Raw genomic sequence first — 17,564 nt, forward strand, 5'->3', positions numbered from 1 at the left:
CGAAGTCGTGTGGTCCTGACACCCCGACGCTGGTGTCAAGTTTGCGAAAGGCAACTTTCGCAGATGACGGTGGCAAGAAAGCCCGGTCACCGGGGAGAGCGCGAAAGAAGCCGTAAAACCATTGTGCGGGGAATGCCGGGTGATTTCCGGTGTGACCGTGGTGACTTTGCTGGCATGGCTTGTTTTTTCTGCCCTGCCAGGCTGCGGGCGCGTTGGGCGCCCGGCATTCCCTGCCCTGGCAAACCTCGGGCACATGGGTGCCGCGAGAATGCGAAAGTGTGTCCACAGCCGTCATCGCCCGCGAATGCGGGCGATCCAGTATTCCAGAGACGTTGATGATTGAATCGATAAGCCGCGGCGTACTGGATGCCCCGCCCGAGCCTGTCATCGGGCTCGCCGAAGGCGAGACCCGGTGGCGGGGCATGACGACGTGCGATGAAGCGACGCGGCGCGTCATACCCTCTATCGTCGTTCCTGCGAACGCAGGAACCCATAACCACAGGAAGTTGGGTTATGCGAAACGCGTCGAACAGCGTCTTTCACAACAAGCGGCGCAGCGTGTGGATCTCTGCGTCCGCAGGGACGGCGAGAGCGTGGCTTCGTCGCGCGGAATCAGCAGGGCGCGCCAATGTCAGCTCTCAAAAAACCGTTGAATGACCGGGTCTTGGGCCCTTGCGTCCAATTCCTTTAAGTATAAAATGTTTTGGAAATGAGCCTTTCATCCCGAAAACGAGGGGCGAACATGTCGGTTCCCGAGCTTGGCCCGTCCGGGCATGTCGACGATTTCGCGCGGCGCAATCTGCCGCCGTTCCAGCAATGGCCGGAATTGCTGCTGGAGCGGCCGGAGTTTCAATACCCCGAATATCTCAACGCCGCGGTCGAACTGACCGACCGCATCGTCGAGAAGGGGCTCGGCGACCGGATCGCGCTGATCGGCAACGGCCGCCAGCGCACCTACAAGGAACTGGCGGACTGGTCGAACCGGCTGGCGCATGCGCTGGTGGAGAATTACAGCGTCAAGCCCGGCAACCGCGTGTTGATCCGCTCGGGCAACAATCCGGCGCTGGTGGCGGCATGGCTTGGCGCTACCAAGGCCGGCGCCGTCGTCGTCAACACCATGCCGATGCTGCGCGCCGGTGAACTGACCAAGATCGTCGACAAGGCCGAGATCGCGCTGGCGCTGACCGACAGCCGCATCGCCGATGAACTGGTGGCCTGCGCCAAGACCAGCCGCTTTCTCAAGCAGGTGGTGAATTTCGACGGCACCTCGAACCACGATGCCGAACTCGACCGCGTGGCGCTGAACAAGCCGGTTCGCTTCGATGCGGTCAGGACGGGGCGCGATGATGTCGCGCTGCTGGGATTTACCTCGGGCACCACCGGCGAGCCCAAGGCGACGATGCATTTCCATCGCGACCTCATGATCGTGGCGGACGGCTACGCCAGGGAAGTCCTCAACGTCACCCCGGACGATGTCTTCGTGGGCTCGCCGCCGCTGGCCTTTACGTTCGGGCTCGGTGGCCTCGCGATCTTTCCGTTGCGGTTCGGCGCCACCGCCACGCTTTTGGAAAACGCCGCGCCTCCCGAGATGGTCAAGATCATCGAAACCTACAAGGCCACGATCTGCTTCACCTCGCCGACCGCGTATCGCGCGATGATGGCCGCGATGGACAAGGGCGCCGACCTGTCGTCGCTGCGGATCGCGGTTTCGGCCGGCGAGACCCTGCCGGCTCCGGTGTTCGAAAGCTGGACCCGCAGGACCGGCAAGACGATTCTCGACGGCATCGGCAGCACCGAATTGCTGCATATCTTTATCACCAACCGGGTCGGCGATGCCGTCGCCGGCTCCACCGGCCGGCCGGTTTCCGGCTACGAGGCCAGAATCGTCGACGATGACATGAACGAATTGCCGCCGGATACCGCCGGCAAGCTCGCGGTGCGCGGGCCGACCGGCTGCCGCTATCTCGCTGACGCGCGGCAATCGAACTATGTGCGCGATGGCTGGAACCTGACCGGCGATACGTTTGTCCGCGACGCCAATGGCCGCCTGTCATTCGTGGCCCGCTCCGACGACATGATCATCTCGTCCGGCTACAACATCGCCGGCCCCGAAGTCGAGGCAGCCCTGCTAAGCCATCCGGCGGTCGCCGAATGCGGCGTGGTCGGCGCGCCCGACGATGCGCGCGGCATGATCGTCAAGGCCTATGTGGTTCTGGCGGCCGATGTCACCGGCGATGCCGCGCTGGCGGCTGAATTGCAGGACCACGTCAAGCGCGAGATCGCGCCCTACAAATATCCGCGCGCGATCGAGTTCGTCACCCAACTGCCGAAGACCGGAACCGGCAAACTGCAGCGCTTTGCCTTGCGGCAGATGGCTTCCGCGAGCCCGGCGTCGCCGTCCTCGGGCATGGCCGCGGAATGAAGGAGATCGATTCGTGAGCATGCCAAAAGGTCCAACCCGCACTGTGCTGCCGATGGCGAAGGACGACGTTTCGCGGGCGGGGCCGCAAATCCTGCAGCCGAGCGGCTGGCCGGCGCCAAAGGGCTACGCCAACGGCATGGCCGCCGATGGCCGCCTCGTGGTGACCGGCGGGGTGATCGGCTGGGACGGCCAGGGACATTTGCCCGACAATTTCATTGCGCAGGTCCGGCAAACCCTGGGCAACATCTCCGCCATTCTGGCGGAAGGAGGCGCCCGTCCCGAACATCTGGTTCGCCTTACCTGGTATGTCGTCGACATCGAAGAATATCTGGCGAACCTGAAGACTCTAGGGCAGGTCTATCGCGAGTTTTTTGGCGCGCACTATCCCGCGATGGCGCTGGTCCAGGTGGTGCGTCTTGTGGAAAAGGCCGCAAGGGTTGAGATCGAGGCCACCGCGGTGGTGCCGCGCTGAGTACCGGGGTTAAAAAATTTGAACGCTAGGCGCTCCGTTTGTGCGTAGACTGCCGGTATCGTCGGAGGATGGAGACCGTTATGCATAGACATATTGCAGTGATTTGCCTCGCAACCATGTTGTTTTCGATGGGGGCTGCGAAAGCCGGGCCGGTTGAGGATGCAGCCTCAGTTCGGGCGCAGTGGGAGCAGGTCTACAATTCCGGAGACGCCGACAAGTTCATGGCTCTCTATACCAAGGATGCGATGCTGTTCGGATCGACCGCCCAGCTGTTCACCGGCGCCGACGGCGTGCGCACCTACTTCAGCAAGCTTCCGCCCGGTATCAAGACAAAGATGGGCGACCAGCAAGCCATCGCGGCCGGACCCAATGTTCTGCTCAGTTCGGGGTTTGCGGATTTCATCCTAAAGGACGGCACCGTGGTGCCCTACCGCCTGACATTTGCGATGGTCAAAGTCGACGGCCAGTGGTTGATCGCTCAGCACCACGGTTCACCCGTGCCGAAGTAACTATTGACCAGGTAGTTTGATCCTGCTCCCGAGCAGTCCCCGGTTTTGCTGCAGAGCAAAAGCTCGTCGTCGCAAATCTTTCACACGCGGACTGTACTTGGTCGCTCGTTGGTGATGATGTCCCGATCTTCGGGAATGCCTGGCTTTGAAATCGGAGCGAATTTCATGAAGACCGTCCGTTTTGTCCTGACTTTGCTCGCGCTGTCGCTGGTGGCTCCGTGGCAATTCGCCAAAGCGGCCGACGTCATCTGCTACAATTGTCCGCCGGAATGGGCGGACTGGGCTTCCATGCTCAGGGCGGTCAAGGCCGATCTCGGCTACGATATTCCGCACGACAACAAGAACTCGGGTCAGGCGCTGGCGCAGATCCTGGCGGAGAAAAGCAATCCGGTCGGCGATATCGGCTATTTCGGCGTCACCTTCGGCATGAAAGCCAAGGCGGAAGGCGCGCTGGAGCCGTACAAGCCGGCCGGTTGGGACGAGGTGCCCGCCGGATTGAAGGATCCCGACGGCTACTGGACCACCATCCATTCCGGCACGCTTGGGCTGTTCGTCAACAAGGATGCGCTCGGCGGCAAGCCGGTGCCGGCCTGCTGGAAGGATCTGTTGAAGCCGGACTACAAGGGCATGGTGGGCTATCTCGATCCATCGTCGGCGGCGGTCGGGTATGTCGGGGCGGTGGCGATCAACCAGTCGCTCGGCGGCAGCGAGACCAATTTCGATCCGGCGATCAACTTCTTCAAGGAGTTGCGGAAGAATGATGCGATCGTTCCCAAGCAGACCTCCTACGCCCGCGTGGTTTCCGGCGAGATGCCGATCCTGCTGGATTACGATTTCAACGCCTATCGCGCGAAATATTCGGAGAAGGGCAATTTCGAATTCGTGATCCCGTGCGAGGGATCGGTGGTGTTTCCCTATGTCGTCGGCCTGGTGAAGAATGCACCCGACAAGGCCAAGGCCGAGAAGGTGCTGGATTATCTGTTGTCCGACAAGGGACAGGCGATCTGGACCAACGCCTATCTGCGGCCGGCGCGTCCCATTGAACTGCCGGCGGCGGTCAAGGCCAAATTCCTGCCCGACAGCGACTATGCCCGCGCCAAGTCGGTTGATTGGGGCCGGATGGAAAGCGTGCAAAAAGGCTTTGTCGACCGCTATCTCGCCGAGGTCCGCTGATGCAGTATGGCGCCTTGAATTAAAGGCGCCGTCGCTTGATGCCGCATAAAACCTTCGTCTGGCTGTGCCTGCTGCCGCTCGCCGTGGTGACGACGGCGTTCTTTCTGCTGCCGATGGCCCGTCTGGTGGTGACCGGCGCCGAAGGCCCGCAGGGCCTCGCCGGATATCTCGCGATCCTGACCGAGCCGCGCTACCGCGCCACTTTGATCAACACCGTGTTGCTGGCCACCGCGACCACGATCGTGACGCTCGCGGTCGCGACGGTGGCCGGAATGTTCCTGCAGCGTCATCGCTTCCCCGGCCGCGCCGTGCTGATTGCGATGCTGACCTTTCCATTGGCGTTTCCCGGCGTGGTGGTTGGTTTCCTGATCATCCTGCTCGCCGGACGCCAGGGCCTGATCGGCGATATCACCAGCCACCTGTTCGGCGAGAAGCTGGTGTTCGCCTATTCGATCTACGGCCTTTTCCTCGGCTATCTCTATTTTTCGATCCCGCGCGTCATCCTTACCATCATGGCGGCGGTCCAGAAACTCGACGTCGGGCTGGAAGAAGCCGCGCGTTCGCTTGGTGCCAGCCCCTGGGCCGTGCAACGCGACGTCGTGCTGCCGGCGCTGGGACCGGCCTTCGTTGCGTCCGGCGCGATTGCGTTTGCCACCGCGATGGGAGCGTTCGGCACCGCGTTCACGCTGGCCACCAATATCGACGTGCTGCCGATGCTGATCTATACCGAGTTCACGCTGGCTGCGAATTTTGCAACTTCGGCCGCGCTGTCGGTCGGCCTCGGCATCATCGCCTGGGCGATCCTGGCGCTGGCCCGCTCGTTTGCCGGCAGCTCTGTCGCGGCGGCCGGATGAAACCATGCGCGACCGCCTGATTTTCACCGGCCAACTGATGTTCACGCTGCTCGTCGCTGCCTTCCTGGTGGTGCCCGCCATCCTGTCGATTTCCGCCGGCGTCACGGTGAATTACTTTCGCGGCATTTCTTCCGGCGTGACGCTGCAATGGGTATTCCAGGTCTGGGACCTTTATGCCGGCACGATCCTGCTGTCGTTCGTGATCGCGTTCGCGACGCTCGTCGTGACGCTGGCGGTCGGCGTTCCCGCAGCTTACGCCTTGCACGTCCGAGGCGGGCGGGTCTCACGCATCGTCGAGGAAATCATCACGCTGCCGCTGGCGATTCCGGGGCTCGCGATCGCGCTGGCGTTGTTGCTGACCTACCAGGGCTTCGGCGGCTTTCGCCGCTCCTGGCTCTTCATCCTCACCGGCCATGTCGTCTTCACCATGCCGTTCATGGTGCGGTCGGTGATGGCGGTGTTCGCGACCGTCGATATCAAGACGCTGGACGAGGGTGCGGCATCGCTCGGCGCCTCGCCATGGCGGCGCTTTCGTGACGTGATTGTTCCCAACGCGGTGCCGGGAATCCTGGCCGGCAGCCTGATGGTGGTCACGCTTTCGCTCGGCGAATTCAACCTGACCTGGATGCTGCATACGCCCTTGACCAAGACGCTCCCGATCGGGCTCGCCGACAGCTACGCCTCGATGCGGCTGGAAGTGGCGTCGGCCTATACGCTGATTTTCTTCGTGATGATCATTCCGCTATTGGTCGCGATGCAGATGTTCGCCGACAAGGAGCAAAGCAGATGACGATGGCTGCCGGGCACGGCGCTTCGGTGCGCATCAAGAGTTGCGGCAAGACGTTCGCCGACGGCACCCGCGCGCTTGAACCGGCGACCCTCGACATCGCGCGCGGCGAAACGCTGGTCCTGCTCGGCCCTTCCGGCTGCGGCAAGACCACCATGCTGCGCATCATCGCAGGACTCGAATTGCCCGATCCCGGCGGCCGGGTGCTGTTCGACGGCAACGACATGACGTCGGTGCCGATCGAGCGGCGCAATGTCGGCATGGTGTTTCAGTCCTACGCGCTGTTTCCGAACATGAGCGTCGCCGACAATATCGGCTATGGCCTGAAAATCCGCGGCATGGCTCAGCAAGCACGCGCCGCGCGCATCGCCGAGCTGGTGGCGCTGACCAATATCACCGGACTAGAGAACCGCCGCATCGACCAGCTTTCCGGCGGGCAGCGCCAGCGCGTCGCACTGGCGCGCGCGGTTGCGATCCGGCCCGGCATCCTGCTGCTCGACGAACCCCTGACCGCGCTCGATGCCGCGCTGCGCGACCGCTTGCGCGGCGAGCTCAATCGATTGCTACGCGCGCTCGGCATCACGACGATTTATGTGACGCACGATCAATCCGAAGCCATGGAGCTCGGCGACCGCATTGTCGTCATGCAAAAAGGCGCGATCGCCCAGATCGGCACGCCGCGCGAGATTTATTTCAAGCCGAAGAACCGCTTCGTGGCCGAATTCATCGGGGCTGCGAACATCATCGAAGCGCCGGTCGAGAACGGCCATCTCGTGCTGCCGGGCGGCCGGCAACCGATCGGCGGCGACGCCAACCTTGCGGCCACGATCGCGATGATCCGCCCCGAGACGATTGAGGTCGTCGATCCCGCACGCGCGCCGCTAACGGGAACCATCGACAGCGTCAGCTTTATCGGCAACCGGCAGCGGATGATCGTCAGCGGCGCATCGGACAAGCTTCTGACCATCGATGCGCCGAATACCGTCAAGGTCCAGGCGGGTGAACGGATCGGGCTTTCGATGGTGCCGGATGCCGTCCGCTTGCTGCCGCCGGAAAACTGAACGATGCCGCCAAAACCCGTTCGCATTGCGCAGATTTCCGATCTGCATATCAAGCAGCCGGGTAAGCTTGCTTACGGCCGCGTCGATACCGCCCGCGCGCTGGAGCGTTGCGTGACGGCCCTGAACGAATTCCTCCCGCAGCCCGACCTCGTGGTGATCTCGGGCGATCTTGCCGATACTCCGAAGCCTGAGGAATATGACCACCTCAAGCGCCTGCTGACGCCGCTGAAGCGGCCCTTCGTCGGCATTCCCGGCAATCACGATGCACGCGAGATGATGCGTGCCGCGTTTCCCGACGCCGGCTATGCGTTTTCATCCGGGCCGCTCAATCAAAAGCTTGAGACCGACGGTCTCGATCTGTTGCTGCTGGACTCCAGCGTCGCCGGTGAACCGTATGGCGAACTCGATGCGCCGACCTTGCGGTGGCTCGACACCATGCTTGCATCCTCGCCGGACCGGCCTGCGCTGCTGTTCCTGCACCATCCGCCATTCATCACCGGCATCTGGCACATGGACCGCCAGAATCTGCGCAACGCCGGCGACCTCGCATCGATCGTCCGGCGTCATCCGCGCGTGCAACTGATCGCCACCGGCCACGTTCACCGCGCGACGCTAACGATGTTCGCCGGTGTTCCCACCACGATTTGCCCCGCGCCCAATCACGCCGTCGACCTCGACCTGGAACAGTTGCGGCCGCCCTCGTTCAGGGTCGAGCACCCCGCATTTCATCTCCACAGCTGGTTTCCAGGGGAGGGATTTGGCAACCTCGTGACGCATCAGGTGCCCATCGGCGATTTCGACGGGCCGCGTCCATTTTTCGGACCGGACGGGAAGTTGCTGTAGCGAACGCCATCGCTAGCTGGCAACGTCGTCCAAACACAGGGAGGACCCGGTATGCGCCTGCTTCGTTTGTTTGTCCCGGCTTTGGCGTTGCTCGCCGGTCCCACTGCGATCGCGCAGACGGCCTATCCGGACCGGCCGATCAAGATGATCGTGCCATTGGCGGCGGCCAGCGCCGTCGACGTCGCGGCGCGGATCGTGACCCAGAAGATGGCCGACAACATGGGCCAGCAGATCGTCATCATCAACCAGGCGGGCGCGTCGGGGCTGATCGGCGCCGAGCAACTCGCGCGAGCCGCGCCTGACGGCTACACCATCGGCGGGTTCAACGACAGCGTCATGACCATGGTGCCCAACCTGCATTCGAAGATGCCGTGGGACATCCTGAAGGATTTCGAGCCGGTATCGCTGGTGGCGACAGTGGAGTGGGGACTGATCGCCGCCAACAACACCAGCTACAGGACCGCAGCCGATCTGATCGCCGCCGCCAAGGCCGCACCGGGAAAGATCAACTATAGCTCCGGCGGTCCCGGCAGCCCGCAACACCTGGCGATGGCGATGTTCGCTTCGCAGGCCGGCATCTCGCTGACTCACGTGCCCTATAAGGGCGCCACGCAGGCGGCGACTGATGTCGCCTCCGGCCAGATCCCGGTCGGCTTTCAGGGCCTCGGCACGGTCGCAGGACTGGTGCGCGGCGGTCAGCTCCGCCTGATCGGCGTGACCACCGAGAAGCGACTGCCGCAATTCCCCAATGTGCCCACCGTTGCGGAATCCGGCCTGCCTGGCTTCTTCTTCAATTCCTGGTTTGCGATGCTGGCGCCGGCCGGCACGCCGCAGGATATCGTCGCCAGGCTGAACGCCGAAGTCCTCAAGGCGCTCGGCGATCCCGAGGTTCGCCGCAAGCTTGAGGATCTGGGTTTTACGGTGCGCGGTACTTCGGCCAGCGAACTGGGAGTCCTGACGCGCGACCAGCTCGCCAAATATGCGCGGGTGATGAAGGAGATGGGGATCGCCGACGAATAAGTGCCGGCTGTCGTTAAGGCAAAGTGTGAAGCAGCTCACATCGAGCTGTCGCGAACCGGGTTAAGCCATCATGGGGCACATCGCGCCATGGAGGCTACCATGCATGGATCATTCGATCGATCAGGCGAACCCGATAACCGTACACACCAGCGCTGGAACGTTGCAGTTTTTGCCATCCCCGCGCTTGTTGCCGCCGCTTTGGCAGGGTTGATGCTAACCCAGCCATCCGCGTCCCTCTGGATATCGGAGGCGGCGCAAGCCGAGTTTGTCGGCTTCAATCCGCCGCCCGCAATGGCTTCGACGCAAATCGCGCAGCCGGCCGCGCCCGTTCGGGCCGTCAAGGCTGTGAATTGATGCAGTCTATCCTTAAGGCGCATACGCGCTCGCGCGCGTATGCGGCCTCGACCGAAACTCCCGGGTCGTCAGCCTTTGCGAAACTTGTCGACGATGTCGCGGAATTTCTTGACGTTGTCCTCGCCGGCATAGTCGGCGATCCGCTTGTAGGCCGGGTCCATTTTCGCACGGAACGGAGCCAGGTCGGGACGCGTGATCTGCATGCCGGCCTTCTGCAGCTTGTCGATCTGATCGGACTCGGAGTCGGCCATCAGCTTGCGCATCAGTTCGCCTGAACTCTTGCTCTCTTCCCGGAAAATGGCCTGCTGTTCCGGCGTCAGCTTCTTCCAGCTATTGATGCCGACGGTATGGATCATGTTGTTATAGATGTGCCGGGTGATGGCCAGGTGCTTCTGGACTTCGTAGAGCTTGTTGAAATAGATCACCGGGACCGGATTCTCTTCACCATCGACGACTTTTTGGGATAGCGCGAGATAAAGTTCCGGGAACGCGATCGCCTGCACCACCGCGCCGAGCGCTTCCATCGAGGCCTGGATCTGAAGTTCGGGTGGCGTGCGGATCTTCAGGCCCTTGACGTCGTCAGGCACGTTGACCGGATGCACGCTGTTGGTGACGTTGCGGAACCCGTAATCCCAGTTGCGCAGCAGGACGAAGCCCTGCTTCTCCGCCAGCGGCGCGAGCCAGTCCATGGTCGGGCCGTCCAGGATCGGGAAAGCGTCCGCCGGTCCATTGAAGATGAAGGGAAGCATGACGGCGGCGAACGACTTGTCGTACTTGTCCAACTGTCCCTGCGTCGGCAGGCCCATGTCGATGGTGCCGAGCTTGATCTGCTGCGCCTGCTCCGGCGGTCCGCCAAGCTGGTTGTTCGGGAAGATCGCAATCTTGATCGCCCCGTCGGTCCGCTTCTCGACCTGGCTGGCGAATTGCTTGGCGGCGATATTTGCCGGATGACCCTCTTCGGCAAAATGCGCAAATCGCATCGTGATGGTCGCTGCGCGTGCGATGTAGGGTGCCGCTATCGTCAGACCGGCAACGCCGGCGCTGGTCATCAGGAAATGTCTGCGATCCATTTGGTATCCTCCCGTTGTTGTTGGTCCGCGTTAGGTGCGGACATTATCCGCGAAAGCCGAAATAGTGAGGCAGAAACAGCGTAAACCACGGCACGAAGGCAACGATCAGCAGCCCGACCAGGAGCACGACAAGGTAGGGCAGCATGGCGCGCGATGCCGTCTCGATATTGCAGCGCATGACGGCGCAGCAGACGTAGAACCCGACGCCGGCGAAAGGCATGAAGCCTCCAATCCCCATCGCGATGATCAGAACCAGCGCATAGTGCAATTCGCTGAGGCCAAGCTTGCCGGCAATCGGTATCAAGAGGGGCGCAAGCACGTTGAGCGACGGCAGCCCCTCCAGCAGCACGCCGACCACGATCAGAAGAACGACCGAGCAGATCATGAAGATCGTCTGGCTGTCGCCGACCGATTGCAGCAGCGCCACCAGCCGCTGGGGCAGGTAGGCGACGGTCAGGGTCCAGGAGAAGCTCGACGCCGCCGCAAAGATGAAAAGCAAAACCCCCGTGAGAGCCGCGGTGTCGATCGCAATGCGGATGAACCCTTGCAGGTTCATTTCGCGATAGACCACGCTGGACAGCAGGATACCGTACACGACCGCGATGGCCGCAATCTCGGTCGGGGTGGCAATTCCCAGCAGGATGCCTGCCAGCAGCGTTCCCGGCATCAGCAGCGGCAGGATGGCGCCGAGCCCGGCGCGGGCGACGACACCTGCACCTGCGCGCGGACTGCGCGGTGCGCCGCTGGCGCGGGCACGCAGGTAGATCAAAGCCATCAGGCAGAGCGCCATCACCGCGGCGGGCACGAGGCCGCCGATGAACATGGCTCCCACCGACACGTTGGTAATGGAGCCGACGATCAGCATCGCGATGCTCGGCGGCACCGTTTCGCCCATTACCGCGGAGGCAGCCAGAACCGCGGCGCCCTCCGCCGGGCCGTGGCGTTCACCGAGCTCGTCGCGCATCACGGTACCGACAGCCGCGACATCCGCCGGCTTCGAGCCGGACAGGCCGGAGACCACGTACATGCTGGCGACGGTGACCTGGAGCAGGCCGCCTCTAACGTGACCGACCAGGGCATAGATGAAGCGCACCAGCCGGATGCTGATCCCGCCGCGTTCCATCACGAGCCCGGCAAGAATGAAAAACGGCACCGCGAGCAGAATGAAATTGCCGGTGCCGTTGACCATGGTCTGCGGCAGCACCACCAGCGACGCGGTTCCGGTGCCCCAGAGATAGGTCGCGGTCGACAGCAGCAATACGAAGCCAACGGGAACGCCGGCCAGGATCGCAAAGAAAAACAGGCCGAGCGCCGCGATGATGGAGGCGTCGTCTCCGAGCAGCGGCAGCCAGATGTCACGCGTCAGTGCCGCGACGGTGATGACCACGGCAAATACGACGCCGACACCGAGCGCCATCGCGCCATGGTCGCGCCTGAGATTGACCCCGGCATACAGCATCAGCAGCGCCATTCCGATCGGAAGCGGCACTGCGATCAACGCCGCCGGCAGCTGGAAGATCGGCGTGAGTTCACCCCAGCTCGAGGCAAGAAATTCGATCGATGCGAAGCCCGTCAGTCCGGCGACGAACAGCACGACGACATCGGCAAGCGCGAGGCAACCTCGCTCTACGCCGAGCGGAAGCCGGCTAAGAATGACGCGAACAAACGCGTGATCGCGCCGCCGATAGGCGACCGCGCCGCCGATAAACGCCAGGATAGACAGCGCCAATCTGGCGACTTCGTCGGTCCACAAAAACGAGTGCTGGAAATAAACCCGTGCGGCGACGTTGGCCAGCACCAGCACGAGTTCACCAAGGAGAGCGGTAACGATCGCGCTTTCGGCGGCAAGATCGACGAACCGAAGCAGCGTGATCTCCGGCCGGTCCGATGACGTGGCCACGCCCGACAGAGCGATCGGCTCTCCCGTATCGGTCAACACGATCTCGACAGCACTAGTGCGCATCGCGCCGCAACGTTTGCGAACGTTGAAATAACGGAATGCCGTTCAAGGCTGATCCTCCCAATGGCGCGGCTGTTTGCGCGTCCTTTATTTGTCAGCGGCGCTCGTCGAAAAACTCCGGATTGATGCTTTGCGTGGCGGAGATATCGCTGAGAAGCCTTTCGAGATGGAATTCCATGGCGGTTTTGGCGGCGGCCGGATCATGGGCCTCGATCGCGGCCAGGATGGCCTCATGTTCCCCGATTGCTTGCGCGATCCGTCCCTGTTGCGGCAGGGTCAGCCGGCGATAGCGATCGACGTGGACTTTTACCTGCTGGATCAGGGTCCAGATTCCCGGATAACCCGCAACCCCGGCAATGGTCGCATGAAACATTTCATCCGCCTGGTGGAAGGCGTCGCGGTCCTCCGCGGCATTCGCCTCTCGCTGGCGTTCCAGGATCGAATGCAGCGCCATAATCTGGCTGGAGGAGGCGCGCTCCGCGGCCAAACGTGCGGTGGTTTCCTCAAGCGCCTTGCGGACGATGATGGCTTCCGGCAGCGCCGCCATCGGAATCCGCGAGACGAAGATGCCGGATTGGGGAAATATTTCCAGCAAGCCTTCATCCGACAGTTTCAGGATGGCTTCGCGAACCGGCGTTCGGCTCACCCCGTAGGACAGCGCGATCTCGGCTTCCGAGATCGCCTCGCCAGGGCGCCGTTGCAGCGACACCAGCTCGATCCGCAGGTCCGAATAGATCTTCGCCGACGCGGTCGCAGCACGAGGACGGCCGCCACGGCGAACGCCGGCCGCGGCAGCGCCGGCAGCTTCGGTCCTTTTGGTCGCGCGCGCCGGCATCTTTGCCTCGTCCAAATTGATATATTAGTATACGAACGCTTTCGGCCAAAGATCAAGCCAGCCCGGGAGGATTCTCGTTGACCGATTATCGCAAGCTTTTCGATCTCACCGGCAAGACCGCGGTGGTGCTTGGTGCTGCTTCCGGCATTGGCAAGTCGTCGGCGGAAGCCCTGGCAAATCTCGGCGCCAGCGTGGTCTGCGCCGATCGCGCCAGGGAAGGTGCCGAAGCGACGGCCGCCGGCATTCGCGGGCAGGGCGGTTCGGCCGACAGCGCGGCGTGCGATGCGGCCAATGCCGATGACGTCAACGCGCTTGCGACCGTCGTGATGAAAAAGTTCCCACAACTGGATATTGCCGTCACCACGCCCGGACTGAACATCCGCAAGACCATCCTCGATTATACCGAGGAGGATCTCGACCGTGTCATCAACCTCAACATCAAGGGCACGGTGTGGTTCTTCCAGGCGTTCGGCCGCATCATGGTGAAACAACAGCGCGGCAGCCTGATTGCCTGCTCATCGGTACGCGCCGTCACCATCGAGCCGGGGCTGGCGGTCTATGGCTCGACCAAGGCGGCGATCGGCCTGTTGGTCAAGGGGTTTGCTTCCGAAGTCGGCCGCTTCGGCGTTCGCGTCAATGCCATTGCGCCGAGCATCGTTGAGACGGCGCTGACCGCGCCGTTCAAGCAGCGGCCGGAGATTCACAAGCTTTACGCCGGGCATACGGTGTTCAATCGCTGGAGCAGCGCCGACGAAGTTGCGACCGCGGTCGCGTATCTGGCCTCGGACGCGGCAAGCTATGTCAGCGGCAGCACTTTGTTTGTCGATGGCGGCTGGACCGGCATCGACGGGCCGCCGACCGGTTTGACGCAATTGAATAGCGGCAACTGAGCGCGGCTATTTCTGGCCGCTGAGAAAGCCCGCGCGTTCGCGCAGTTCGCGCTGGTCGGTGCCGGTTAACAACGCGATCAGGCTTCGGGCGTGCTGTGCGGCGGCAGCTTTGGTAGCCACAGCCGCGGTATACATGGTCGAGAGTTCGCATCCCTCTGGCAGCGACCCCGATAGCGTCACGCCTTGGGTGCTGATGATTTCAGTCGATTGCGTGCAACCGACGGGTCTGGCGGCATCTGACGCCGCCAGATGACGCATCGCGGTGGCGCCATTCGGATAGATCTTGAGCCGGGCGGCGACCTCGTCGGCGATGCCGAGCTGTCTCAGAACCTTTGCGACATGAATCCCGGCGGTAGACGCCGCGGTATCGGGAACGAAGATCGCATCGGCCGCAAGAAAGGCCGCGCGTAACGCTGCGGCGTCACCAACCGAAACCCTGGGATCGCCGGCGCGCACGGCCATCGCGGTCTCGACCAGGCCGATATCGGCGATCGAAACGCTTACCACCAGATTCTCGGCTCCCAGCTTCGCGATCAGCGCCGCGGTCAAAACCACAATGTCGGCCGGCGTGCCGGTCCGCAACTTGTCGGCCATGACGCCGACCGCGCCGAACTCGCCTTCGATATCGAGACCGGTCAGCGCCTTGAATTTCGGTGCAACGCTCGCGACCAGCCCATGGGCCGCGCCGCCGCTGAGAATGTTCAGATGGCTCATGCCGTCAATTCCATCGACGCGATCAGGCTGTCGCGCGTGATCGGCAGGTTGCGGACCCGCACGCCGAGCGCATCGAACACGGCGTTGGCAATTGCGGCGGTGACCGGGCCGTGCGCGGCCTCTCCAGCACCGACCGAATCGCACTCCGGTCGTTGAATGAGCTCGACATCGACATCCGGCACCTCGCTGAAGCGAAGAATGGGATAGCCCGTCCAGGTGTTGCTGGTAATGCGCTGGCGATCGAAGCGGACGCGCTCCTTCAACACCCAGCTGGTGGCCTGGATCGCGCCGCCCTCGATCTGGTTGATGACGCCATCCGGATTGATGGCCTCGCCGACATCGACCGCGATCGTGAGCCGCCTGACGCTGATATCCTGCGCGCCCTCGATCTCGGCGATCACCGCGCAATAAGCGCCGGTGTTCTTGTAACGGCCGAAGCCGATACCGTAACCGGTGCCGCTTTGCTTCTGCGGCTTCCAGTTGGCGCGCCTTGCAACGGAACGAATGACATCCCTGGCTCGCTCGTCTCTGAGATGGCGCAGCCGGAGTGCGACCGGATCTTCACCGCGTTCGGCCGCCAACTCGTCGAGAAAGGATTCGATCGCAAAGATATTGCCTTGCGCGCCCAGTGTTCGCAGCGCCGACGTCCTGATCGGCATGGTCAAAAGGCGATGGCTTTCGATCTGCCACGCCGGAAAATCATACAGCGGTATGGAATTTCGGTCACCGCCCCCACCATTGGCCTGCGGCGGGTTGGCAGAGATGGTGCGTGGGAAAGGATTGGCCAGTTCAGTTCCCGCCAGCAGCGCCGGAAGTGCCGCGCGCCCCGGCCGCGCGGCGTGACCGTTGCTCCAGATGCTGTGCCGCCAATCGAGAATCTCGCCATGCGCATCGAGATCGGCCTCGACCTCGATCGCCATCGCCGCACCGAACGGCCCATGCGACATCTCGTCTTCGCGCGACCATTGCACCCGCACCGGGCGGCCGCCGGCCGCTTTCGCCAGCAGCACCGCATCGAGCGCGACGTCGTCGGCGGCATTGTGTCCGTAGCAGCCGGCGCCTTCCAGGTGCTCGACCGTGATGTTCTCGATCGGGAGATTGAGAACCAGCGCCAGATCGGTGCGGAGCAGATAGACCCCCTGACTGTGGGTCCAGACCCGGACGCGATCCTGCGTCCACTGCGCCATGGCGCAGGACGGCGCAATCGAGGCATGCGCGATATAGGGGCGGGTATATTGCCGCCGGATCGTCCGTGTCTTTTCATTGGCCCGCGACGCTGTTTTTCGGTCGATGAGGGTCGATTCCACCGGCTGGGCTTTCAGCCATTCCGCCAGTCCGTCTTCATCGGGAAGTGTTTCGCCGGACGACCATGCCGCGCCCTTGCGCAAGGCGCCAAGCGTGGTCAGCGCACTGTGTTCGGTTTCGCTGACCACGCCCACGAAATTGCCGTCACGGACGATGTTGACGAAGCCGGCAATGCCGCGCGCGGCATCCTCCCGCAACGCGACGAGTTTTGCACCGTAGAGTTCCGGTCGCAGCACGCGGCCGTGCAGCGTCCCCGGCAGCGCCGAATCGTGAATGAAACGGGGATGCGCGAATACCTTGTCGGGGATATCGACCCGCTGCACCGAGCTTCCGGCCAGCACGCGTTGCGCCGATGGCTTGGGTATCGCCCCCGGGATGGCGTCGCGCTCCAGCGAGACTTCTTCGGCGAGTTCCCAATAGCTGGTCCTGATATTGCCGGGTCCCGAGATGGTGCCGTCTTTGACGTCGAGCGCTTCGATACCGACACCCAGCCGGTCGGATGCGACGCCGAGAAAGATCTGCCGGACTTCGGCGCAGACCTGCCGTATCGCCCGTCCCGACTGCTGCACCGAGAGACTGCCCGAGGTGACGCCTTCATTGGGACTTGCAGCCGTCGATGCGCGGACCAACTGCACGCGGCCGATATCGACATCGAGTTCATCCGCGGCGATCTGGGCCAATGCCGTCACGATGCCTTGCCCGATCTCGACCTTGCCCGGCGAGATGGTGACATGGCCTTCGGTGGAGAAGCGTATCCACGACGACAGCTTCGGGTTCGCCGCGAGACTGACCGGCAGTTTCGGCGCGGGGGGTGGCTCCGTCATGGCGCCTCCAACTCGGCCGCCGCGCGCAGCACCGCCCGCACCATCCGGTTATGCGAACCGCAACGGCAGAGATTGCGGTCCAGAGCGGCCTTCACCTCGGCGGCGGTAGGCTTCGGGTTTCGCTTCAACAAAGCCGCGGCGCTCATCAGGATGCCGGATACGCAATAGCCGCACTGCAACGCTTGCTCGGCGATAAATGCACGCTGCAAGGGGTGTGGTCGCCCGGCAGTTCCCAGCCCTTCAGGGGTGACGATCTCCTTGCCGGCGACCGACCACAGCGGCGTGTCGCATGAAGCAACTGCATGATCGTCGACCATGACGTTGCAGGCGCCGCATTCGTTGACGCCGCAGCCGAAATGCGGGCCGGTCATGTGCAGGTCGCCGCGCAGGATATCGAGCAGCGACCTGTCAGGATCGGCTTCGACATCGGTCTCGACACCATTGAGGCGAAATCGAACGTGCGGCATCGGG

The 17,564-nt window shown here is 63.0% G+C and carries 17 protein-coding genes; 11 read left to right on the plus strand and 6 right to left on the minus strand.

Features of this window, described 5'->3' with window-relative positions:
* Positions 1-742 precede the first annotated feature (742 nt).
* The 10 genes from E7813_RS17290 to E7813_RS17335 all read left to right on the plus strand — a co-directional run bounded on the left by E7813_RS17290 (position 743) and on the right by E7813_RS17335 (position 9,495).
* Positions 743-2,422, plus strand: coding sequence for a benzoate-CoA ligase family protein (locus E7813_RS17290; RefSeq protein ID WP_291575863.1), 1,680 nt, complete (start codon positions 743-745; stop codon positions 2,420-2,422).
* A gap of 52 nt (positions 2,423-2,474) precedes the next feature.
* Positions 2,475-2,894: a RidA family protein gene (locus tag E7813_RS17295; protein ID WP_291575934.1), complete on the plus strand. Its 420-nt coding sequence runs from the start codon at positions 2,475-2,477 to the stop codon at positions 2,892-2,894.
* An 80-nt stretch (positions 2,895-2,974) separates the two neighbouring features.
* The gene (locus tag E7813_RS17300) at positions 2,975-3,403 is read left to right on the plus strand and encodes an SgcJ/EcaC family oxidoreductase (RefSeq protein WP_291575865.1); all 429 of its coding nucleotides are present in this window, start codon (positions 2,975-2,977) and stop codon (positions 3,401-3,403) included.
* A 165-nt stretch (positions 3,404-3,568) separates the two neighbouring features.
* Positions 3,569-4,576 carry an ABC transporter substrate-binding protein gene (locus E7813_RS17305; protein WP_291575866.1) on the plus strand — a complete coding sequence of 336 codons (1,008 nt, stop codon included), beginning with the start codon at positions 3,569-3,571 and terminating at the stop codon, positions 4,574-4,576.
* A 38-nt stretch (positions 4,577-4,614) separates the two neighbouring features.
* Positions 4,615-5,430 carry an ABC transporter permease gene (locus E7813_RS17310; protein ID WP_291575867.1) on the plus strand — a complete coding sequence of 272 codons (816 nt, stop codon included), beginning with the start codon at positions 4,615-4,617 and terminating at the stop codon, positions 5,428-5,430.
* A 4-nt stretch (positions 5,431-5,434) separates the two neighbouring features.
* Complete coding sequence (locus E7813_RS17315) at positions 5,435-6,220, plus strand: ABC transporter permease subunit (protein WP_291575868.1); 786 nt, start codon at positions 5,435-5,437, stop codon at positions 6,218-6,220.
* Positions 6,217-7,278: an ABC transporter ATP-binding protein gene (locus tag E7813_RS17320; RefSeq protein ID WP_291575869.1), complete on the plus strand. Its 1,062-nt coding sequence runs from the start codon at positions 6,217-6,219 to the stop codon at positions 7,276-7,278. Before E7813_RS17315 ends, E7813_RS17320 begins: the two co-directional genes overlap by 4 nt.
* Positions 7,279-7,281: 3 nt before the next feature.
* Entirely contained in the window at positions 7,282-8,121 is an 840-nt protein-coding gene (locus E7813_RS17325) for a phosphodiesterase (protein ID WP_291575871.1), read from the plus strand.
* Positions 8,122-8,172: 51 nt separating this feature from the next.
* Entirely contained in the window at positions 8,173-9,141 is a 969-nt protein-coding gene (locus E7813_RS17330; RefSeq protein WP_291575873.1) for a tripartite tricarboxylate transporter substrate-binding protein, read from the plus strand.
* Between the two features lie 99 nt (positions 9,142-9,240).
* On the plus strand, positions 9,241-9,495 hold the full coding sequence (locus tag E7813_RS17335) for a hypothetical protein (protein ID WP_291575875.1): 255 nt from the start codon (positions 9,241-9,243) through the stop codon (positions 9,493-9,495).
* A gap of 68 nt (positions 9,496-9,563) precedes the next feature.
* On the opposite strand, the gene E7813_RS17340 is transcribed toward E7813_RS17335, so the two are convergent.
* The 3 genes from E7813_RS17340 to E7813_RS17350 all read right to left on the minus strand — a co-directional run bounded on the left by E7813_RS17340 (position 9,564) and on the right by E7813_RS17350 (position 13,360).
* Positions 9,564-10,565: a TRAP transporter substrate-binding protein gene (locus E7813_RS17340; protein ID WP_291575877.1), complete on the minus strand. Its 1,002-nt coding sequence runs from the start codon at positions 10,563-10,565 to the stop codon at positions 9,564-9,566.
* A 43-nt stretch (positions 10,566-10,608) separates the two neighbouring features.
* Positions 10,609-12,501 carry a TRAP transporter large permease subunit gene (locus tag E7813_RS17345; protein ID WP_291575878.1) on the minus strand — a complete coding sequence of 631 codons (1,893 nt, stop codon included), beginning with the start codon at positions 12,499-12,501 and terminating at the stop codon, positions 10,609-10,611.
* Between the two features lie 118 nt (positions 12,502-12,619).
* Complete coding sequence (locus tag E7813_RS17350; RefSeq protein WP_291575879.1) at positions 12,620-13,360, minus strand: GntR family transcriptional regulator; 741 nt, start codon at positions 13,358-13,360, stop codon at positions 12,620-12,622.
* Positions 13,361-13,437: 77 nt separating this feature from the next.
* Here E7813_RS17350 and E7813_RS17355 point away from each other — a divergent pair, with 77 nt between their 5' ends.
* Positions 13,438-14,250 (plus strand): SDR family oxidoreductase, encoded by an 813-nt coding sequence (locus E7813_RS17355; protein ID WP_291575880.1) that lies wholly within the window; start codon positions 13,438-13,440, stop codon positions 14,248-14,250.
* A gap of 6 nt (positions 14,251-14,256) precedes the next feature.
* Here E7813_RS17355 and E7813_RS17360 read toward each other — a convergent pair whose 3' ends face one another.
* Genes E7813_RS17360 through E7813_RS17370 form a run of 3 tightly spaced genes read right to left on the minus strand, consistent with a single transcriptional unit; the run spans position 14,257 to position 17,560 of the window.
* On the minus strand, positions 14,257-14,964 hold the full coding sequence (locus E7813_RS17360) for a substrate-binding domain-containing protein (RefSeq protein ID WP_291575881.1): 708 nt from the start codon (positions 14,962-14,964) through the stop codon (positions 14,257-14,259).
* On the minus strand, positions 14,961-17,093 hold the full coding sequence (locus E7813_RS17365; protein WP_291575882.1) for a molybdopterin cofactor-binding domain-containing protein: 2,133 nt from the start codon (positions 17,091-17,093) through the stop codon (positions 14,961-14,963). Before E7813_RS17365 ends, E7813_RS17360 begins: the two co-directional genes overlap by 4 nt.
* On the minus strand, positions 17,090-17,560 hold the full coding sequence (locus E7813_RS17370) for a (2Fe-2S)-binding protein (protein WP_291575883.1): 471 nt from the start codon (positions 17,558-17,560) through the stop codon (positions 17,090-17,092). The genes E7813_RS17365 and E7813_RS17370 overlap by 4 nt, the downstream gene beginning before the upstream one ends.
* Positions 17,561-17,564 lie beyond the last annotated feature (4 nt).

The organism is Bradyrhizobium sp., from assembly GCF_004799405.1.
Classification (GTDB): Bacteria; Pseudomonadota; Alphaproteobacteria; order Rhizobiales; family Xanthobacteraceae; genus Bradyrhizobium.